Source organism: Streptomyces sp. RK9, assembly GCF_045070545.1.
In the GTDB taxonomy this organism is placed as follows: domain Bacteria; phylum Actinomycetota; class Actinomycetes; order Streptomycetales; family Streptomycetaceae; genus Streptomyces; species Streptomyces alboflavus.
Map to the genome: position 1 here is coordinate 3,578,118 of NZ_CP173704.1, position 20,514 is coordinate 3,598,631.

A 20,514-nucleotide genomic window follows, 5' to 3' on the forward strand; every position below is an offset into this window, starting at 1 on the left:
CGTCGCTCACCTCCAGCTCTCGTCGAACTGTCCGCGTACGAAGTCGAGTTCGCCCTGCACCCGGTCGCGTTGCTCCGTGATCTCCGGGTCGTCGGGGAAGTGGGTGAGTGCGGCGGTCAGTTGCCCGACGGCTTCCTCCAGGGAGGTGCGCGCGCCGGACAGGCTGCCCGAGCCCCAGCGGCGCAGGGCCAGGCCGTGCAGCACGATACCGAGGCTGAGCTGTGCCCGCCGCAGTCGCGGCGCGATCGCCACGGAGCGCCGCAGATCGCTCGCGGAGGTCTCCAGGTCGGGGTCCTCGCGGTTGGCCTCGCGGATGCCGCGGTCGGCGAGGACGCGGGCCAACTGGCCGTCCAGGCGGGGGCGTTCGTTGGCGCCGATGACGGAGCGGGCCGTCTCCAGGGTGCCGGCCGCGCGGGTCAGGCGCCCGGCGCGGTAGGCGTCCTTGGCGGCGGCGAGGGCGAGGCCGACGACGGCTGCCTGCGTGTGCCGGTAGCGGTCCAGCTGTCTGCTGTGGACGAGGGCGCGGCGCCAGCACGCGGCGGCGGCGCCGAAGTCGGGCCGGTCGGCGGTGAGGTGGTCCCTGCCGAGGGTGACGCGGGCGTGCAGGGCCAGCTCCCTGGCGTCCCGGGCGAGCCGCCGGTGGCGGTCGGGGAGGCCCGCGTACCCGGGGTTGAGCGCGTCGAAGCGGGCGCAGTCCGGTTCGCAGACGGGCGCCGCGGCCGAGCCCGCCGCACGGGCCCGCGCACGGCAGCCGCGGCAGCGCAGCTCGGCGAGGGCGGCGAGGGCGTCGCCGGGGAGTCCGGCGGTCAACTGGAGGTGGGCGAAGCCGAGTTCGGAGAAGGGGTGGATGAGGGTGGGGTGGGCGGGGTCGGTGTCGGCGGCGGTTCCTGTGCCGGTTCCCGTTTCCGTGCTGGTGCTGGTGCTGGTGCTGGTGCTGGTGCCTGTGTCGGCACCCGTGCCCGTCTCGGCGTCGGCGCCTGTGGCGATGGCCGCCCCGCCCCCGGTGGCCGTGAAGGCGCCGAACTGCCGCACCTGGTCCAGCGCGGCGATCGCCAGCGGGCCGCAGCGCAGCGGGGTGCCCCAGGGCCCGGGGAACCCTCCGGCCTCGTCGAGGAGCCGCGCGGCGTCGGCCTCGCGCTGGAGGAGCACGTCCGGGGGTACGCGGCTGCCGCTGTCGCCCTCGTCGGGCAGGTGTCGCGCCACCCGGTCCCGCAGCCCGGTGCGGAGGTCGGGCACGAGGTCGGCGGCCACGTCCACGCCGTACCGCCGCCCGGCCGTGAGGCGTACGCGGTCCCAGAAGGAGGCGTCGTACAGGAGGGTGCCCCAGGCGGCGACGGCGCGCTCGCAGGGCGGGGCGGCCGGGGACGCCGGTGCTTCGGGGGGCGTGGGGGAGTCCGTCGGGGGCGGGCCGTCGGTGCGGGGCTCCTGCGCCGGGGAGTTGAGGAGGGCGATCGCGAGGGCGTGGGTGACGCGGTGGTCGGAGGGGTCGCGCCGGGCGGCGGTGGCGAGGACGTCGACGGCGTGGGTCCGCCGCCCGCCCACGGCCAGGGCGACGCCGTACAGCGCCGCGCGGCCCCCGGCGTCCGGCTCGATGTCCCACGCCGCGCCGAACAGCGCGGCGGCTCGCGGCCAGTCCGGATCGGCGCCGGCGAGCGCGGCGAGCCCGGCCTTGCGGAGCAGCGCGGCGGTGCGAGGGGCGGCGCTCGCGGGCTCGGGGGTGCTCTGCGGCTCCGGCTCGGGGGTGACCCGTACGTCCGGTTCAGGGGCGCCTCGTACCTCCGGCTCGGGGGTGACCCGTACGTCCGGCTCAGGAGCGCCTCGTACCCCCGACAGCACCGCCGCCACCCACCGCCCCTCGTCGTCAAGGACCCCATCCCGCTCCGCCGCGCGAAGGTCGTCCCGCGCACCTTCCCGGTTCCCGGCGGCCACGCGGACATAGGCGCGCTGGACGAGGGCGCGCGGGTGGGGCTCGGCGCTCGCGAGGCAGCGGGTGAAGTGGGCCTCGGCGGCGTCGAGTTCACCCTGGTGGGCCAGGGCGCAGCCGAGCCAGAACAGCGGGGCGGAGTCGTCGGGTGCCGTGTCGTGGGCGAGGTGGAACTCGGCGAGGGCGCCGTCGGGCTGTCCGGCGGCCAGCTGTAAGCGCCCGAGCCCCACGTGGGCCCGCGCACTGACGCCGGTGCCGGGGGCGAACGACAGGGCGAGCCGAAAGGACCGCTCGGCGGCACCGGCGGCAGCACCCGCACCTACGGCAGCACCGGCGCCTCCGACCCCCCGCCGACCGAGGCGAGCCTCCCCCTCCGCGCAGGCGCTCTCCGCGTCGGCCCGCTCCGCGTCGGCCCGCTCCGCGCAAGCCCTCTCCCCGTCGGCGACTGCCGACTCCGTCCGTGGCTCCACTCCCACAAGCCCCCGTTCAGCAGCCGGTGACGGTCGCTCAGCCCGCGGCCTCGTCCAACTCCGAGCGCCAGCGGCCGAGTCGGCGATCGTAGTGCAGCGGCCCCACCCGGAACTTCGTCAGGTCGAGGCCCAGCAACTGCTCATACGCCTCGGCGGGCAGATCCGGTTCCAGGACGACGCTCAGGCCGCTCCGGTCGTCCTGGAGCACCAGGGGGCGCGGCGCCCCGCCGTCGCCCGCGGCTCCCCGGCCCGCCGCGCGCCGCACCACGTCCTTGAACGACGCGTACGCGTCCCGCACCGCCTCCGCGCCCAGGCCGCCGAGGAAGGCCTGGAGCGGCAGGGAGACGAGGGCGAGCCACGGGAGGTCGCCGACGCCGCGGTGGTCGACGGCCCGGCGGACGCGGGCCGTGCGGACGCCGAGGCCGTCGAGCGTCGCGGCGAGGTCCTGGCCGAGGGCTTCCGGTGCCTCCTGGTCGAGCAGCAGCTCCGCGCGCAGCGGCAGGGCGTCGGGCATGGGGCGCGTTCTCCTTCCGGCGGCGACGGCGGCGGCCGGGGCGGGGGTCGGCGGTGGGTACGGACCCGGGTCCCGGGACCCGCAGCCTAGAGGCGCGGGTCGCTCCCGCACCGGGAAACCGCGATCTCTCACCCGCACCGGAGGCCCGGGAGCCCTCACCCGCACCACCGCCCGCCGCCCCTCAGGACGCCCACGACGCACTCCCCTGCATCTGCCATGCACCCGTCATGCGCCCTTTTTCCGGAATGCGGGATTCATGGAACTTTCGCCGCATGCCGTGAGTCTTCTGGGGTGAAGGCTGAAGAACAGCCGAGTCAGCCGCATCACTGGAGACAGCTGAACACGGGGGTGTTCGACCTTGACCGACGTGACTGACACGCAGACCGGTACGCGGACCGGAGCACACGCGGACGTCGACCGCGATGCCGCCACGCGCGACGAAGCCGCCGCGCGCGACCTGGAGACCCGCGAACTGACGCCGTTCATGGCGCCGTTGACCGTCCCGCCCGTCCTGCGCCCGGCGGGCGGCGACGTCCTGGAGGAGACGGAGATCGCTGTCCGCCCCGCCTGGGTGCGCCTGCACCCACAGCTCCCGCCGACGCTCATGTGGGGGTACGAGGGGTGCGTGCCGGGGCCCACCATCGAGGTGCGCCGCGGCGAGCGCGTGCGGATCGCCTGGACGAACCGCGTCCCCAAGGACAGCGAGTTCCCCGTCACGGCCGTCGAGGCCCCGCGCACGTCGCCACCGCCGAGCACCCGCCCGGGCCGCGACGGCGTCGAGCCGAACAAGGACGTGGCGGCGCTGCCCGCCTGGACGGTCACGCACGTGCACGGCGCGCAGACGGGCGGCGGGAACGACGGCTGGGCGGACAACGCCGTGGGGTACGGCGACGCCCAGCTGTCGGAGTATCCGAACGACCACCAGGCGGTCCAGTGGTGGTACCACGACCACGCCATGAACATCACCCGGTGGAACGTGTACGCGGGGCTCTACGGCACCTACCTGGTCCGCGACGACGAGGAGGACGCGCTCCAACTCCCCTCCGGCAAGCGCGAGATCCCGCTGCTCCTCGCCGACCGGAACCTGGACACCGACGAGGACGGCCGCCTCACCGGACGCCTCCTGCACAAGACCACGATCGTCGACCCGAAGAACGCGGAGACGGGCAAGCCGGTCTCCCTGCCCTTCACCGGCCCGTACACCACGGTGAACGGCCGCATCTGGCCGTACGCGGAGGTGGCCCCGGGCTGGTACCGCCTCCGCCTGGTGAACGCGTCGAACGCCCGGACGTACGACCTGGTACTCGTCGACGAGGACGACGAACCGGTGCCGGGCGTGCTGCACCAGATCGGCAGCGACGGCGGCCTGCTGCCCCGGCCCGTGCCCGTCGACTTCGACGCGGCCCTGCCCACGCTGACGGTCGCGCCCGCCGAGCGCTTCGACCTGCTCGTGGACTTCCGGAAGCTCGCGGGCAAGCGGCTCCGCCTGGTCAACAAGGGGCCGAACGCCGCGCCCGGCGTCCCCGACCCGGCGGGTGACGTGGCCTATCCGCACGTCATGGAGTTCCGGGTCGGCAGGGGCGGCGGCGCCCCGGAGACGTTCCGGCTGCCCGAGGTCCTGTCCGGCTCCTTCCGGGCCATCGGCCACGGCGTGCCGCACGGCCACCGCCTGGTCGTGCTCACCCCGCCCGCCACGAAGGGCGGCGGCGGTCACCCGGAGATGTGGGAGATGGTGGAGGTGAAGGACCCGGGGTCCGTCCGGATCCCGGCCGACGGCATCATCCAACTGCGCGGCCCGGACGGCGTGCTGAAGACGTACCGCCGCATCGCCCGCACGTTCAACGACGGCCTCGGCTTCACCATCGGCGAGGGCGCGTACGAACAGTGGAGCTTCCTGAACCTCGCGGTGGCCCCGAACGTGACCCACCCGATGCACATCCACCTGGCCGACTTCCAGCTCCTCGGCCGCGACGCGTACGACGCCTCGGGCTTCGACGTGACGGTCGGCGGCACCCGCGCCCCGATCGCCCACGACCCGGACACGAGGATCCCCCTCGCCCCCAACGAGCGCGGCTGGAAGGACGTCTTCCGGGTGCCCGGCGGCCAGCTCCTGCGCGTCATCGGCAAGTTCGACGGGGCGTACGGCCGGTTCATGTACCACTGCCACCTCCTCGAACACGAGGACATGGGGATGATGCGGCCGTTCGTCGTGATGCCTAAGGAGGCGCTGAAGTTCGACCACGGCGGCGGGCACGGCGGCCATGACGGCGGCCACGGGGGCGGCCACTGAGGGCGACTCCACGAGCGACCCCGGCGCGGGTGCTGCGGGGCTGCGGGTGCTGCGGGGACGCGGGCTCAGGCGGTCCGCGCTCCCTGCCCCTCCGGCTCCCGTGCCCCCGCCGCGTGTGCCACGGCCGCCCGGGCGAGCCCCCGCACGAACGGATGCGGGCGCGACCCGTCGCCGTACTGCTCCGGCTGGAAGAGCGAGGCCAGGAAGAAGGGGTGGCCGGGAAGTTCGGCGACCCGCACCTGGCCCTGCTCGTCCCAGCCGCTGAAGCGCAGGCCGTGGGACTCCAGGACGGGGAGGTGGACGCTGCCGTCGGGGCCGTACAGGCAGTGGAAGCGCTCCAGGGAGCGGTCGGCGCCGAGCAGCGACTCGGCGAGGGAGCCGGGCGCGAGCCGCACCACGCCCTCGTGGCCGACGAGCGAGCAGGCGAGGGGCGTGAGCATCTGGTCGTCGGCGTCCGGGTCGTTCTCGGCGTGCGCGACCCCGGTCAGGCCGCACGCGTTCCGGGCGAACTCCAGGAGCGCGTGCTGGAAGCCGCCGCACGTGCCGAGGAACGGCACACCGTCCTCGCGGGCGGTGCGGATCGCGGCCAGCGCGCCCGCCTCGCTGCGGTACGGACTGCCCGGAAGCACCCACACCGCGTCGAAGCCGCGCACCGCGTCCGGCTCCTCGGCGTCCGGCGTCGGGATCCAGTAGGCGTCGAGGAGCAGCCCGTCGCGGGCGGCGAGCGCGGACAGCAGGAGCGGGACGCGGGTGTGGGCGATGACGGACGGCGAACGGTCGGCGATCAGGGCGATACGGGCCACGGGGGCCGGTGCTTCGGTCATGGACCTCATCCTCGGCGGCCCCGCCCGTTCACGTCCAACGATCAAATCTGCACCCTCGATAAGCAACGCTGATGCACGTGGGCGATCCTGACCGGCATGGACCCGCACCTCCTGCGCACGTACGTCGTCGTCGCCCGCCTGGCCTCGTTCTCCGCCGCCGCCCGCGAACTCGGCTACACCCAGTCCGCCGTCTCCCAGCACATCGCCGCCCTGGAACAGGACCTCGGCGCCCCGCTCCTGACCCGCCGCCCCGTCGCGCCCACCCGCGCGGGCGAACGCCTCCTGGAGCACGCGGGCCCGCTCCTGCTGCGCATCGACGCGGCACGCGCGGAGGTCGCGGCCCTGGTGGGCGCGGTCGACGAGGCCCTCACGCTCGTCGCCGCGCCGACGGCCCTGACGCCCCGCACGCTCCGGGCGCTCCCGCCGACCGGCGTCACCCTGCGCGTCCTGCCGCGCGCGGACGTCCCCGGGGCCGTCGCGACGGGCGCCGCACCCCTCGGGCTCGTCGACGGCCTGGCCGCGCCCAGCGACCCGCTGCGCCTGACCGACGTGGCCCCGCTCGGCGTCCGCGGCGTCGGCGAGGAACCCGTCCGCGTCCTGCTGCCCGCAGGACACCCGCTGGCCCACCGCACCGGCCTGCGCCTCGGCGACCTGGCCGACGCCCGCTGGCTGGACGCGCCCGGCGCGGGCCTGCCCCTGGACCAGCTGCGGGCGGCCCACGGCGGCGGCTTCCGCCCCGCCCTGCGCTACGAAGGCACCGACGTCCGCACCCTCACCGCCCTCGCCGCCGCGGGACACGGCCTCGTACTGCTCCCGGAATCGGCCGCTGCCGCGCCCGGCACCGTCGCCGTACCGCTCACCGAGCCGCGCGTCGTCCACCGCACCGAACTGTTGTACGCCGGGGCTCCGCACGGCCCCGCCGAGGTGTTCGCCGCACGCCTGGACGTCACCCGTTCGTGAATCGTCGCGCGGGGTCACGCCGGGTAGGGCTGTGGCCGGAGGCGAGCCATGGAACAGACCGCGTTGCGTCCCAAGCCGCTGCCGGGAGACGAGCCCGACCCCGGCCGACCATCCCCCACAGCCACCGCGTCCGAGGCGCCCGGGAAACCCGGACGCCCCGCCGCACCCCGCAAGGGCCACCGTCCGCACGCCGCCCGCCGCCGCGGCAGACGGCTCTTCTCGCTCCTCTTCGGCCTGTTCTGCGCCGCGGTCCTGCTGCTCTCGGGCATCGGCCTCGGCACCGTGGGCGCCACGGTCATCGGCATGAGCAAGCTCGCGGAGATGCAGAGCCAGGCGGGCGAGCAGGGCGCCGCCATGGGCGCGGCGCCGGGGGCGGCCTCAGGAGCCGGGGCAGGGGCCGGGGCGGGGGCGCCTTCCGGGGCGGACCACGCCACGTCCCCGAAACCGGCCCCGAAGGCGCCTCGGGACGCGTCCCCGAAGAAGACCGCCTCGGGCAGGGCCACCTCGGGCACGGCCTCCGCCGGCAAGGGCGCCGCGGCCGTCGGGCCGGGGTCCCCGCGCCCCGCCCTCGGCGTCGAGGCCGTCGACGCCCCGGGCGGAGGCGGCGCGCTGCTCGTCGGGGTGCACCAGCCGGGCCCCGGGCACGCGGCGGGTCTCGTGCGCGGTGACGTCCTGCTCGCGTTCGGCGGCAGCCGGGTCGCCTCGGCCGGTGACCTGGCGAAGGCCGTGGCGGGCGCCAGGCCGGGCAGGAACGTCACGCTGACGGTCCGTCATGCGAGCGGGGTGCGCCAGGTGTTGACGGCGCGGCCCGGCCTGGTCACGTGAGGGTGCGCCCCGGCCTGGTCACGTGAGGGTGTGCCCCGGCCTGGTCACGTGAGGGTGCGGAAGTGCGTGGTCAGCCGCCGCTCGTCGTCCAGGACGTGGAAGGCGAGCCCGACGGGGGCGTCCAGGTCGACCAGGCCCTCGCCCTCCCACGGCAGCCGCAGCGTGGAGACCACGCCGGGGCCGACGATCAGGGGCCGCCCCGCGAAGGTGGTCGCCGCCGGGGTGTGCGCGTGCCCGATGATCAGGCCCACGATCTCGGGGTGCCGCTCGACCAGGGCCGCGAGCGGCTCCGGTGCGCGCAGCCGCCAGGTGTCCAGGCGCGGGTGGTGCATCCGGACGGGGTGGTGGTGGAAGGACAGCAGGACCGGGGTGCCGTCGTCGAGCCCGGAGAGCCGGTCCTCCAGCCACGCGTACGTCTCCTCGTCCAACTGCCCCTCGTCGCTGCCGGGCAGGCTGGAGTCGACCATCAGGATCTCGGTGCCGCCGACGCGGTGGGCGCGGTTCACCGGCGCGTCGGAGGGCGCGCCCTCGCCGAGCAGCGCCGTCCGGTAGGGGCCGCGCACGTCGTGGTTGCCGGGGCAGGTCAGGACCGGCCAGGGCGCGTCGGTGAACAGCAGGCGGGCGGCCTCCTTGTACTCGGACTCCTCGCCGTGGTCGGCGATGTCGCCGGTCACCAGGAGCGCGTCCAACGGCCCGGGCAGCGCCCGCAGATGGTCGAGCACCCGCTCCGCCCGCTCCGTCGCGCGTGCCGTCCCGTCCAGGTGAAGGTCACTGATCTGCGCCAGTACCAGCATGTCGTACGCCCCTCCGTACCGAGATGATCTAATGGCTGGAGAGGATCTAACCATTAGTCGGGCCGAAGTCGGAACGGCCAATCGCAAACCGGTGGCACGGCGCGGATCCGGCCACCCATGATGGGCGCCATGCTGACCACCCTCGTCGCCTTCCTCGGCGCCTGCACGCTGATCGCCGCCTCGCCCGGGCCGAGCACGGTCCTGATCGTCAAGCAGTCGCTGCGCAGCCGCCGGGCCGGGTTCATGACGGTCCTCGGCAACGAGACCGGCATCTTCGTCTGGGGTCTCGCCGCCGCCTTCGGCCTGACCGCGCTGGTCGCGGCATCGGAGTTGGCGTACGACATCATGCGCGTCGTCGGCGCCGCGGTGCTGCTCGTCTTCGGCGCCCAGACGCTGTGGAACGCGCGCAAGAAGAAGGCGGGCTCCGAGGACGCCGCCGCCGCCGACGGCGCCGACGCGCCGGTCAAGGCGCAGTCGTCCTGGGCGGCCTACCGGAGCGGGCTGCTGCTCAACCTCGCCAACCCGAAGGCGGCCGTCTTCGCGATGTCCTTCCTGCCGCAGTTCGTGCCGTCGGGCGCGCCCCGACTGCCGCTCATGATCGGCCTCGCCGCGCTGTGGGCGCTCTACGAGGTGGGCTACTACGGCCTGTACGTGTGGTTCGTCGGCCGGATGAAGGCGGTGCTCTCGCGGGCCGCCGTGCGGCGCAGGCTGGAGCAGGTGTCCGGCGGGGTGCTCGTACTGCTGGGCGTGCGGCTCGCGGTGGAGGGCTGAGAGGGCGCGGCGCCGTGGGGCAGGGGCACGGACCCGGTGGCCCGCCACCGGCTCACCGGCCGGCCCACCGGCCCAGTGCCCGGCCACCAGCACCGATGCGATACCCACTCGCGGCCCCCGCGGCGGCCGTGCAGGATGCTGGGGGAGATCCCGCACCCGGACCAGGAGGCCCGATGACCACGGTCACGCCCGCGCCGTTCACCGCCGACGACTACCGCGCCCGGATGGACCGCGCCGCCCGCGCCGCCGCCGACGCGGGCCTCGCGGGCGTCCTCGTCGCACCCGGCCCCGACCTGGTCTGGCTCACCGGCTACCGCGTGCCCGCCGACACCGAACGCCTCACCCTGCTCGTCATCGCCCCGGGCCAGGACCCGGTCCTCGTCGTGCCGAAGCTGGAGGCCCCCGACGCCGCCCGCGCGGCCGGCGCCCCCGCGCTGACCCTGCGGGACTGGACCGACGGCATGGACCCCTACGACGTGACCGCGCCGCTGCTCGACGCCCGCGGCCGCTTCGGCGTGAGCGACAACGCCTGGGCCCTGCATCTCCTCGGCCTGCAGCGGCAGTTGCCCGACAGCTCCTACGCCGCCCTCACCGAGGCCCTGCCGATGCTCCGCGCCGTCAAGGACACCGCCGAACTGGAGCGGCTCACCGCGGCCGGAGCCGCCGCCGACGCCACGTACGAGGAGATCCAGAAGGTCGCCTTCGCGGGCCGCAAGGAGACCGACGTCGCCGGTGATCTCGCGGACCTGCTGCGGCAGTTCGGACACGAGCAGGTCGACTTCACCGTCGTCGGCTCCGGGCCCAACGGCGCCAGCCCGCACCACGAGGCCGGCGACCGCGTCATCGAGCGCGGCGACATGGTCGTCCTCGACTTCGGCGGCCTGCGGCACGGCTACGGCTCCGACACCTCGCGCACCGTGCACGTCGGCGAGCCCTCGGCCGAGGAGCAGCGCGTCCACGACGTGGTCCGCGAGGCCCAGGACGCCGCCTGCCGCGCCGTGAAGCCCGGCATCGCCTGCCAGGACGTCGACCGCGTGGCGCGCGCGGTGATCACCGAGGCCGGGTACGGCGAGTACTTCATCCACCGCACCGGCCACGGCATCGGCGTCACCACGCACGAGCCGCCCTACATGATCGAGGGCGAGCGGCAGCCGCTCGTCCCCGGCATGTGCTTCTCCGTGGAACCCGGCATCTACCTGCCGGGCCGCTTCGGCGTCCGCATCGAGGACATCGTCACGGTCACGGAGGACGGCGGCCGCCGCCTCAACACCACCGCGCGCGAACTGGCCGTCGTCGACTGACGGCCCGGGCCGCGCCGTGCGCGCCCCGGCTCAGCCGTGCGGCCGCTCGTCCGTGAAGTGCGCCAGGAGGTCGTACGGATACGGCAGCGGCCGCGCGCTCGCCTCCGTCAGACGCCGGTCCTGCTCCGCCGTCAGCGTCCAGCCCGCCGCGCCCAGGTTGTCCGCCAGCTGCTCCACCGAGCGGGCGCCCACGATCGGCGCGGTCACGCCGGGGCGCTGGAGCAGCCAGCGCAGCGCCACCTGCGCGGGCGTGCGGCCGGTCTCCTCGGCGACGGCGAGCACGGCGTCCACGACCCGCCAGGTCTCCTCGGTGGCGCGCTCCTCCCAGGCGCCACTGCCGCGGGCCCCCGCGGGCGGCGCCGCCATGCCCCGGCGGAACTTCCCCGAGAGCCAGCCCGCCTGGAGCGGGCTGTAGGGAATGACGCCGACGCCCTCCGCCGCGCTCAGCGGAAGGAGTTCCCACTCGGCCTCCCGGGCCAGCAGGTTGTAGCGCGGCTGGAGGCAGACGTACGGCTCCCAGCCGCGCGCCCGGGACAGGTCGAGGGTCTTCTGGAGCTGGGCCGGGCTGACGTTGCTCGTGCCCAGATAGCGGACCTTCCCCGCCCGCACCAGGCCGTCGAGGGTGGACAGCGTCTCCTCCAGCGGCGTGCGCGCGTCCCACACGTGCGTCTGGTAGAGGTCGATGTGGTCGGTGCCCAGGCGGCGCAGGCTCGCGTCGACGGCCGACAGGATGTGCTTGCGGCTGAGGCCGCGGGCGTTCGGGCCCTCGCCCATCGGCAGGAACACCTTCGTCGCGATGACGAGGTCGTCGCGGCGGCGGCCCTTGAGCCAGCGGCCGAGCACCTCCTCCGAGACCCCGCCGCCGTACACGTCCGCCGTGTCGACGAACGTGCCGCCCGCCGCCGTGAACGCGTCCAGCATGCGGTGCGCCGTCGCCTCGTCCGCGCCGCTCTCGCCACCGCCGAACATCATGGCGCCGAAGCACAGCTCGCTCACCCGCAGCCCGGTCCCGCCCAGGTACCGCTGTTCCATGCGATCTCCTCCTGTGTCCCGGCGCAGACTAGAAGTTCACGTGCCGTTGAAGTCAAGGGTCCGCGCGCCCCTAGGCGAGGCCGAGCACCGCGCACGACTCCGGCGGCAGCCGCAGCACCCCGTCCGCACCCGGTGCCTCGACCGCGTCCCAGGCGGCGAGCACGCGCGCGTGGGGCACGCCCAGCGGGACCGCGGCCTCCTCCCCGGACAGGTTCACGGCGATCCGCAGATCCCCGCGCCGCACCGCGAACCAGCGCGCCGCCTCCTCGTACGCCACCCGGACCGCCGCCAGATCCGGGTCCGTCAGGTCCGCGCGGGCGTGGCGCAGCGCGATCAGCTCGCGGTACCAGGCGAGCACGCGCGCGTGCGGCTCGCGCCGCGGCTCCGACCAGTCGAGGCAGGAGCGCGCGCGGGTCGCCGGGTCCTGCGGGTCCGGGATCTGCTCCTCCGCCCAGCCGTGCGCGGCGAACTCCCGCCGTCTGCCCCGGCGCACGGCCTCCGCGAGGTCCGGGTCGGTGTGGTCGGTGAAGAACTGCCAGGGCGTACCGGCCGCCCACTCCTCGCCCATGAACAGCACCGGCGTGAACGGGCCGGTGAGCGCGAGCGCCGCCCCGCACGCCAGCAGCCCGGGGGACAGGGCGGCGGAGAGCCGGTCCCCCTGCGCGCGGTTGCCGATCTGGTCGTGCGTCTGCGCGTAGCCGAGCAGCCGGTACGCGGGCGTGCGGGCGCGGTCGACCGGGCGCCCGTGGCCGCGCCCACGGAACGTCGAGTACGTGCCGTCGTGGAAGAAGCCGTGCGTCATCGTCTTGGCGAGCGCGGCCAGGGGAGCGGCCGCGAAGTCCGCGTAGTAGCCCTGGGACTCGCCGGTCAGCGCGGTGTGCAGGGCGTGGTGGAAGTCGTCGTTCCACTGCGCGTGCAGGCCGAGGCCGCCGGCCGCGCGCGGGGTGATGACGCGCGGGTCGTTCAGGTCGGACTCGCCGACCAGGGCGAGCGGCCTGCCCAGTTCGTCCGCGAGGCCGTCCACGGCCGCCGCGAGCTCCTCCAGGAAGTGCAGGGCGCGGGTGTCCCGCAGCGCGTGCACGGCGTCCAGGCGCAGCCCGTCGATCCGGTACTCCCGCAGCCAGGCGAGCGCGCTGCCCACCAGATACGCCCGCACCTCGTCCGAGCCGGGCGCGTCCAGGTTCACCGCGGCGCCCCACGGCGTCTGGTGGGTGTCCGTGAAGTAGGGCCCGTACGCGGGCAGATGGTTGCCGGACGGGCCCAGGTGGTTGTGCACCACGTCGAGGACGACGCCGAGCCCGTGCGCGTGCGCCGCGTCGACGAACCGTTTCAGCGCCTCCGGCCCGCCGTACGGCTCGTGCACGGCCCACAGCGACACCCCCTCGTAGCCCCAGCCGTGCTGCCCGGGGAAGGGGCACAGCGGCATCAACTCGACGTGCGTGACGCCGAGTCCGGCGAGGTGATCGAGGCGCTCCGCGGCCGCGTCCAGGGTGCCTTCGGGGGTGTACGTGCCCACGTGCAGCTCGTAGAGCACCGCGGCGCGCAGGCCGCGCCCCGCCCACGGCGTCCGCCACGCGTACCGGTCGTGGTCCACGACCGCGCTCAGTCCGTCGGGTCCCTCGGGCTGGCGCGCCGAACGGGGGTCGGGCAGCGCGGGGCCGCCGTCCAGCGAGAAGCCGTAGCGCGTGCCGTCGCCCGCCGCCGCCTCCACCGCCCACCACCCCGGGCGCTCCTCCTCCCGCGCCGCCGCCCGCGCGCCGCCGTCCAGGACCAGATCCACCCGCTCCGCGCGCGGCGCCCACACCTCGAACCTCACCGGCAGTCCCCTCGTCGGTCGACCTTGCCCATGGACTTGCGTATACCCGTCGGACCCGTCGGACCCGTCGGACCCGTCGGACCCGTCGGACCGTACGGCTCCTGATCCGTCGGCGCCACGATCCTTCAGGTCACGCCTTCTCCAACAGGTGCCCCGACACCGCAAGGCGGAGCACGGCGTCCGGGTCCCCCTCCGCGCCCCGGCGGAACGCCACCTGGAACGCGTACTCGCCGATGGCCGCGACGGCCTCCGCCCGGCAGGCGCGGCGCATCTCGCCCAGTTCGGGGGTGCCGCGCTGCGCGTGCCCCACGGCGGCCCAGTACGTCTGCCCGGCCCCGGCGGCCAGGGCGGCGGGTTCGCCGAGGCCGCGGGCGGCGGCAGCGGCGGCCAGGACGTCCATGCCGAGGGCGATGCCGAACGTGTCGCCCAGGTGGCGCATGCCGGTCAGCATGGCGCGGGCGTGCTCGGCCGCGGGCACGGGCCGCCCCTGCGCCAGCGCGATCAGGGCGAGCTGCTGATCGGCGTACGCGCGCGTCCAGCGCTCGCCGTGCGCCGCGCAGAGCGCCCGCAGCGCGGCGGCCTCCTTGCGGGCCGGGTCGAGCTTGCCGAGCGCGGTGAGCGCGAACACCCGCACCAGATGGCAGCGCAGCGTCGACGCGGACGTGAAGGGCGGCGCCCCCGCCACCCCGAGGGCGTCGTCGGCCACCTCCTCGGCCCGCTCCGGCTCCCCGCGCAGCAGGTGGGCCAGGCCGATCAGATAGGCGGCGGCCAGCCCGGCCTCGGCGTCGTCGAGGCGCTCGGCGCCCCGCGCGCACCGCCGGCCGATGGCCGCGGCCCCGTCGAGGTCGCCCTGGAGGGCCTTGACGACCCCGAGGGCCCACCACGCCCGCTCGCCCGCCCTGCTGAACCCCGGACTCAGGCCGAGCACCTGCTCCAGATACGCGCGCGCCTCGCGCAGATGCCCGCAGCAGACCCAGAAGAAGCCGACCAGGGCGGCGAGTTCCACGGCGGCGGGGGGATCGTGGTCGCAGAAGTGGTCGAGGGCCGCGCACAGGTCGATGTGCGCGGCCCCGATCCTGCGGTACCACAGCGCCTGCCCGGGCCCGGCCCAGCCCCGGTCCGCGGACCGGGCGCGGTCCAGGAAGTACGCGGCGTGGCGTGCGGCCGTCGCCTCGGTCTCCTGGAGCTCCTCCAGCCACATCGCGCCGTAGTCCCGCACGGTCCGCGGCAGCCGGTAGCGGTCGTCGTCCTCGCGGCCGGCCACCGACTTGGCGGTGAGGCCCGCGAGCGCCGTGTCGACGGCCGCCGCGGACAGCGGCCCGCCCGCGCACACGCCCCGCGCCGCGCGGCTGTCGAAGGAGCCGGGGAACACCGAGAGCCTGGCCCAGAGCAGCCGCTCCAGTGGCTCGCACAGCTCGTGGCTCCAGCCGATGGCCAGGCGCAGCGAGCGGTGCCGCGCGGGCCAGGTCGGCGACATGAGACCGGCGCGACCCGAACTCAGCCGCTCGCTCAGTTCGTGGAGGGTGGTGTGCATCAGCTGGGCCGCGGCCAGTTCGAGGGCGAGGGGGATGCCGTCGAGCAGCGCACAGATCTCCCGGGCGCTCTCGGTCTGGCGCGGGGTGCGCAGGCTCAGTGCGGGGGCCACGACCAGGGCCCGGTCGAGGAACAGGGTGAGCGCGTCGCCGTCGGCGGGCAGCGGGGCGATCGGGACGACGCGCTCGCCGGGTAAGCCGACGCGCTGCCTGCTCGTGGCGAGGATCCTCAGGTCGGGGCAGGCCGCGAGGAGTTCGCCGACCACGTCGGCGCACGCGTCGATCAGGTGCTCGCAGGAGTCGAGGACGAGCAGGAAGCGGCGTCCGGACAGCCAGGTGACGAGCGCGTCCAGGGCCACCCCCGTGGTGTGGTCGGCGAACCCCGCGGCGTGCGCGAGGGTCGCGAGCAGCTGCCGCTCGTGCGGGAGCCCGCCGAGGTCGGCCCAGCACGTCTCGCCGAACGCGCCCGGCCGGTCCGCCGCGATCCGGTGCAGGCTCTCCAGCGCCAGGCGGGTCTTGCCCACGCCCGCCATGCCGGTGACGGTGGTCACGGGATGCGCTGCGAGCGCGGCGGCGACGCGGTCCAGATCGGTCTCACGGCCCACGAAACTGTTCGCCACTTGCGGAAGATCAGCCACCATTTGCACATTCTGACCCAAGGGGTGGCGCCCGGGTCCAGCCGCCGTAACCCGTACGGCTGTTGGGATCCACGTGGGTCCGCCGGGGGGCGGCCGGGTCGGGGCCCACGCGCGGTGCGCACGGCTCGGGCCGCGCGGCGGGGGAGCGCGTCGTGGGGCGCCGCTCGGCTCCTGACCGGCTCCTGCCCGGCCCTTTCTGGACACCCGCCGTGGCCTGGCCGACAATTGTCGATGTGACCTCGCCTTCCTCGCTGCCCTCCGAGTCCGGTACCAACCCGGTGCGGCTGACCGACGCCGAGCGGGAGCGGGCCCTGGAGGTGCTCAGAGAGGGCGCGGCGCTCGGCCGGCTCTCGCACGACACGTTCGTACGGCGCATGGAGCTGGCCCTCGCCGCCCGGCGCCGGGACGAACTGGCGGCGCTCACCGCCGACCTGCGCACCGAGGGCCGCTGGTCGAAGCTGGTGCTCGGCTCCGTGGGCGCGGTGTCCGGGTTCACGGTGAAGCTGCGCAGGGCCTGGCAGTCCGAGCGGCTGCCCAAGCTGCTGCTCCCGGCGCCCGGGGCGTACCCGCTGCGGATCGGCCGCGACCCGGCGAACGGCCTGCGGCTCAGCCACGACACGGTCTCGCGGCTGCACGCCGAACTGTCCGCGCAAGGAGGCATGTGGGTCCTGCGCGACCTCGGCTCGACCAACGGCACGTCGGTGAACGGCCGCCGGGTGATCGGCGCCGCCGTCGTGCAGGCCGGGGACCAGGTGTCCTTCGGGAGCCTGTCGTTCTGCCTCGCGACGGCCTGACCGGGACCGCCGCCCCCGATCCCCGCCCCCGAGCCGCCCACGCCCTCTCAGCCCAGCGCCTCGCGCGCGTGCCGCGCCGCCTCCACCGCCGTCCGTGCCTGGTGCTCCACCTGGTGCTCCAGCGGCACCCAGCGCGCCCCGAACCGCTCGGCGAACGTCTCGCTCCACAGCGTCACCAGCCGGTCGAGCCGCGGCGCCGCCCGGTCACCCGCGCTGTCGAGCACCCGGAGCAGCATCGCCGCCGCCCGCAGCGGCAGCCGCCGCCCGAACGCGTCGACGCTCCCGATGTACGCCATCGACGTGCCCGCGGGCGGCAGCCGCCCCCAGTCGTCGGCGAGCCCCGGCACCAGGCCGAGCGCCCACTTGGCCGCCCGCAGCAGCGGCCCCTCCGCGCGCGGAAGCCGGGGCAGCGCGTCCCTGAGCACCTCCTCCACCAGGCGCGCGTCGTGCCGCAGCCGGGACGCGAAGGTCCGCATCGCGGTGCGCGGCGCCGGGTGCGCCGCGACGTCGCCCACCGTGTCGCTCGCCCACATCGGCACCTCCACGATGGCGGTCGTACCGCCGTAGCGGTGCGCGTGGTGCCACGTCGTGTGCCGGGCGTCCTCCGGCAGGCTCGGGTACGCCGCCGCCGACCCGGGGCCCGGCAGCACGTGCACGCCCGGCCCGGACACCGGCCACCCGGCCGCGTCCGACGCGCCCGTCTCCACCGGGATGCCGAGGCGGGCCGCCGACTTGGCGAACGGCTCGGCGAGCCCCGGGATGTCCCGGGTCAGCTGCACCCAGCTGCCGCCGAGGTCCGTGCAGTGCAGGGACACCTGCAGGAAGGGCCGCAGTTCGTCGATGACGCCGGTCAGGGCGCGGGTCTCCGGCGGCAGCCGGTCCGGCGGGAGCACCGAGGGCGACCACTCGGGCTGCTCGGGGCCCGCCGGACGGAAGAAGTGCCGGTGGTAGTCGAGGAGGCTGCGCGGTGCCGGGGTCCGGTGCAGGCTGGCGCCGTCCGGGTCCGCGCACAGCAGGAAGTGCCAGGAGGTGTCCGTCCGCAACTCCCGTGTACGCACCGCCTGTTCGGCGAGCGCGAGGAGGGTCGAGCCGCCGGTGGGCTCGTTGGCGTGGGCGCCCGCGACCACCAGGACGGCGTGGGGGGAGTGGCCCACGGACAGCAGGTGCAGGGGACGGCCGCCGCGTGAGGTGCCGACGCGGCGCAGCGTGCTCAGTTCGGGACGGTGGGCCGCAAGATCCCGAACGGACAGGACGAGTTCGGGAACCGTGGGATAGCGGTTTTCCGCCAGTTGACTCACCCCCCGCTGGTCCGTCCGCTGACGCAATCCGCAGTACGCCACGCGGCGGTTCAGGTGTCAAGCACTCCGGACCCGGGCTCCCCAGGGCCCGCGCAAGAAGGGCACGCCTCCGCCGCGTCACCGTCCCGTGCGCGGCGCTTCCCCCGTGCGTTCCAGGAGCGCCACCGGCAGTTCCGCGAACACGTCCGCCACGCGCGCGTGCCCGCTGAACCGCCGCCCCGGTACGAGCAGATCGGCCCAGTCGCCCTCGGGCAGCGGCAGCGCGGTGTCCCCCCAGCCGCCCGCGTCGGCGAGCCGCAGCGACAGGCGCGTCACGGCCACCACGACGCCCCCGGAGCGCGTGTGCGCGAGGCAGTGCCCGGCGCCGGGGCCCGTCGCGGCCAGCGGCTCGTACGTGCCCGCGCCGCCGAAGAGTTCCGGCCGCCGTGCCCGCAGCCGCAGCGCCGCGACGGTCACCGCCAGCTTCTCGGCGGACAGGTCCCGCGCGCCGCCCTCGCCCTTCTCCGGTAGCGCTGGGTCCCCCTCCGGAGACGACGGGTCCAAGGAGTCCGCCGAGCCGTCGAGCGCGCCCCCGGAAGCGTCGAGGGGATCGCCGAACGCCACGGGATGCCGGTTGTCCGGGTCCACCAGGGCCCGGTAGTCGCGCTCGGTGCCCTGGTAGAGGTCGGGCACCCCGGGCATCGTCAGGTGCAGCAGCGCCCCGGCGAGCACGTTGGCCCGCACGTGCGGTGCCAGTTCCGCGGCGAACTCGGTCACCGCGTGCAGCGGCGGCCCGCACGGCCCGGCCTGGAGGAACGCCGTCACCGCCCCCTCGTACGCCTCGTCGGGCTCCGTCCAGCTCGTGTGCAGCCCGGCCTCCCGGACGTGCTTCAACAGCGCCCCTTGGAGCCGCTCACCGTACGGCCCGGCCTGCGCCGCCGCCCCCGCCGTGAGCGCCGATGGGGCGAACCCGAACGCCGTCTGCCAGGCGGCCCACGCCAGTTGCGGGTCGGGTGCCCGCGTGCCGCCGGCCCGCGCGGTCCTGCGCGTCAGCTCCGTGAGCAGTGCCGCCCACCGCGCGGGCGCCTGCGAGAGCACGCTCACGGCCGCCCGCACGTCCGCGCTGCGCTTGGAGTCGTGCGTCGTCAGGACGGTGCCCGAGTACGGCCAGTCGCGCTGCACGCGCGCGCAGTACGCGTGGAACTCCGCCACGTCCACGGCGGGCCGTGCGGGCGCGCCGCCCACCTCGGCCGCGGACAGGAGCGGCGCGTGCCGGTAGAACGCCGTGTCCTCCACCGACTTGGCCCGCAGCGCGGCGGCCGTCTGCCCGAACCGCGCCCGGAACGCCGCGCGCGCCCCGTCCCCCGGCGCCCTGCCGAGCACCAGGTCCCGCACCGCGTCCACGGCCTCGGCCTCCTCGGGGACGGCGAACACCCGCTTGGCCTCGCGCGCCGCCCCGGCCGTCAGGACCGTCTCGGGATCGGCGCCCCCGGTGGCGTACGGACGGTAGACCTCAAGGCGTACGAGGAGTTCCCGCAGCGCCGTCCGCAGCGCCCACGGCGCGTGGTCGCGCAGCGCGGGGTCCGTCGCGCACAGCGCCGCCGCCTCGCGCGTGAGGCGGTCGACCTCGGCGGCCAGCTCGCGCGTGACGACCTTGTACGCGGCGCGCCGCAGCGTCGCCGTCCAGTCCCCGCCGCGGTCGGCGGGCGGCGCCGCGAACGCGCGGTAGCGGGCGAGGAGTTCGGCGGCGCCCGCCTCGTCCGTGAGGACCCCGTCGACGTGCCGCAGGGCGTCATAGCCCGTGGTGCCCGCCACCGGCCAGGCGGCGGGCAGCGGCTCCCCGTCGGCCAGGATCTTCTCGACGGCCGTCCAGCGCCCGCCCGTCGCCTCGTGCAGCCGCTGGAGGTACGCCCCGGGGTCGGCGAGGCCGTCGGGGTGGTCCACGCGCAGGCCGTCCACGACCCCCTCGGACAGGAGCCGCAGCACCGTCGCGTGCGTGGCGTCGAACACCTCCGGGTCCTCCACGCGGACGGCGACGAGGTCCGAGATGGTGAAGAAGCGCCGGTAGTTGATCTCCGTGCGGGCGAGGCGCCACCAGGCCAGGCGGTACCACTGGGCGTCGAGGAGTCGCGGCAGCGGCAGCCCCTCCGTGCCCGCCCGCAGCGGGAACTCCTGGTCGTGGTGGCGCAGCACGCCGCCCTCCACGCGCAGGTGCTCCAGCTCCCGGCCGATCCTTCGCCCGAGCACGGGCAGCAGCACCTTGCCGCCGCCCGCCTCCCAGTCGATGTCGAACCAGCGCGCGTACGGCGAGTCCGGGCCCTCGCGAAGCACCTCCCACAGCGCCCGGTTGTGCCGCGGCACCGCCGCCATGTGGTTCGGCACGATGTCCACGACGAGCCCGAGCCCGGCGTCCCGAGCCGTCCGCGCGAGCGCCCGCAGCCCCTCCTCACCCCCCAGCTCCGCCCGCACCCGCCCGTGGTCCACGACGTCGTACCCGTGCGTCGACCCCGGCACCGCCTCGAGGACGGGCGACAGGTGCAGGTGCGAGACCCCCAGCGAGGCCAGATACGGCACCGCCCGCGCGGCGGCCGCGAACGGGAAGTCCGGCTGCACCTGAAGCCGGTACGTGGCGGTGGGCGGCGGCGGAACCACAGGGACGGAGCGCGCAGACGTCATGCGAACGTACGTACCCGCCTCACCGCCTTTCGTGCCTTCGACGCATGCGTACGCGGACCGGGCGGCGGTTAGCGTC

At 75.6% G+C, this 20,514-nt stretch carries 15 protein-coding genes; 6 read left to right on the forward strand and 9 right to left on the reverse strand.

Going from position 1 to position 20,514, the window contains the following annotated elements; genetic code table 11:
* Nucleotides 1–6: 6 nt before the first annotated feature.
* Together AB6L24_RS35705 and AB6L24_RS35710 are read right to left on the reverse strand one after the other, a co-directional pair.
* Entirely contained in the window at nt 7–2,394 is a 2,388-nt protein-coding gene (locus AB6L24_RS35705; RefSeq protein ID WP_405662405.1) for a hypothetical protein, read from the reverse strand.
* Nucleotides 2,395–2,431: 37 nt separating this feature from the next.
* Nucleotides 2,432–2,908, reverse strand: a complete 477-nt coding sequence (locus AB6L24_RS35710) for a hypothetical protein (RefSeq protein WP_405662407.1) — start codon at nt 2,906–2,908, stop codon at nt 2,432–2,434.
* 484 nt (nt 2,909–3,392) lie between these two features.
* Here AB6L24_RS35710 and phsA point away from each other — a divergent pair, with 484 nt between their 5' ends.
* The gene (gene phsA / locus AB6L24_RS35715; protein ID WP_405663553.1) at nt 3,393–5,198 is read left to right on the forward strand and encodes an O-aminophenol oxidase PhsA; all 1,806 of its coding nucleotides are present in this window, start codon (nt 3,393–3,395) and stop codon (nt 5,196–5,198) included.
* 65 nt (nt 5,199–5,263) lie between these two features.
* Here the strand turns inward: phsA and AB6L24_RS35720 are convergent, their stop codons facing one another.
* Nucleotides 5,264–6,022 carry a glutamine amidotransferase-related protein gene (locus AB6L24_RS35720; protein WP_405662409.1) on the reverse strand — a complete coding sequence of 253 codons (759 nt, stop codon included), beginning with the start codon at nt 6,020–6,022 and terminating at the stop codon, nt 5,264–5,266.
* A 96-nt stretch (nt 6,023–6,118) separates the two neighbouring features.
* Between AB6L24_RS35720 and AB6L24_RS35725 the strand changes: the two genes are divergently transcribed.
* Both AB6L24_RS35725 and AB6L24_RS35730 read left to right on the forward strand, forming a co-directional pair.
* Complete coding sequence (locus AB6L24_RS35725; protein WP_405662412.1) at nt 6,119–6,982, forward strand: LysR family transcriptional regulator; 864 nt, start codon at nt 6,119–6,121, stop codon at nt 6,980–6,982.
* Nucleotides 6,983–7,030: 48 nt separating this feature from the next.
* Entirely contained in the window at nt 7,031–7,807 is a 777-nt protein-coding gene (locus AB6L24_RS35730; protein WP_405662414.1) for a PDZ domain-containing protein, read from the forward strand.
* Nucleotides 7,808–7,851: 44 nt separating this feature from the next.
* Here the strand turns inward: AB6L24_RS35730 and AB6L24_RS35735 are convergent, their stop codons facing one another.
* Nucleotides 7,852–8,601: a metallophosphoesterase gene (locus AB6L24_RS35735; RefSeq protein ID WP_405662416.1), complete on the reverse strand. Its 750-nt coding sequence runs from the start codon at nt 8,599–8,601 to the stop codon at nt 7,852–7,854.
* 129 nt (nt 8,602–8,730) lie between these two features.
* Between AB6L24_RS35735 and AB6L24_RS35740 the strand changes: the two genes are divergently transcribed.
* Together AB6L24_RS35740 and AB6L24_RS35745 are read left to right on the forward strand one after the other, a co-directional pair.
* Complete coding sequence (locus tag AB6L24_RS35740; RefSeq protein ID WP_405662419.1) at nt 8,731–9,372, forward strand: LysE family translocator; 642 nt, start codon at nt 8,731–8,733, stop codon at nt 9,370–9,372.
* Between the two features lie 173 nt (nt 9,373–9,545).
* Nucleotides 9,546–10,673 (forward strand): M24 family metallopeptidase, encoded by a 1,128-nt coding sequence (locus AB6L24_RS35745; RefSeq protein ID WP_405662421.1) that lies wholly within the window; start codon nt 9,546–9,548, stop codon nt 10,671–10,673.
* A gap of 30 nt (nt 10,674–10,703) precedes the next feature.
* On the opposite strand, the gene AB6L24_RS35750 is transcribed toward AB6L24_RS35745, so the two are convergent.
* From AB6L24_RS35750 to AB6L24_RS35760, 3 genes are all read right to left on the reverse strand, one after another.
* Nucleotides 10,704–11,705, reverse strand: coding sequence for an aldo/keto reductase (locus AB6L24_RS35750; RefSeq protein ID WP_405662424.1), 1,002 nt, complete (start codon nt 11,703–11,705; stop codon nt 10,704–10,706).
* Nucleotides 11,706–11,775: 70 nt separating this feature from the next.
* Complete coding sequence (treZ, locus tag AB6L24_RS35755; RefSeq protein WP_405662426.1) at nt 11,776–13,521, reverse strand: malto-oligosyltrehalose trehalohydrolase; 1,746 nt, start codon at nt 13,519–13,521, stop codon at nt 11,776–11,778.
* A 130-nt stretch (nt 13,522–13,651) separates the two neighbouring features.
* Complete coding sequence (locus AB6L24_RS35760) at nt 13,652–15,673, reverse strand: ATP-binding protein (RefSeq protein ID WP_405662428.1); 2,022 nt, start codon at nt 15,671–15,673, stop codon at nt 13,652–13,654.
* 251 nt (nt 15,674–15,924) lie between these two features.
* Here AB6L24_RS35760 and AB6L24_RS35765 point away from each other — a divergent pair, with 251 nt between their 5' ends.
* Nucleotides 15,925–16,485, forward strand: a complete 561-nt coding sequence (locus AB6L24_RS35765; RefSeq protein WP_051811445.1) for a DUF1707 and FHA domain-containing protein — start codon at nt 15,925–15,927, stop codon at nt 16,483–16,485.
* 47 nt (nt 16,486–16,532) lie between these two features.
* On the opposite strand, the gene AB6L24_RS35770 is transcribed toward AB6L24_RS35765, so the two are convergent.
* Together AB6L24_RS35770 and treY are read right to left on the reverse strand one after the other, a co-directional pair.
* Nucleotides 16,533–17,783 carry a M14 family zinc carboxypeptidase gene (locus AB6L24_RS35770; RefSeq protein ID WP_405662431.1) on the reverse strand — a complete coding sequence of 417 codons (1,251 nt, stop codon included), beginning with the start codon at nt 17,781–17,783 and terminating at the stop codon, nt 16,533–16,535.
* 117 nt (nt 17,784–17,900) lie between these two features.
* The gene (treY, locus tag AB6L24_RS35775; protein WP_405662434.1) at nt 17,901–20,438 is read right to left on the reverse strand and encodes a malto-oligosyltrehalose synthase; all 2,538 of its coding nucleotides are present in this window, start codon (nt 20,436–20,438) and stop codon (nt 17,901–17,903) included.
* Between the last annotated feature and the right edge of the window lie 76 nt (nt 20,439–20,514).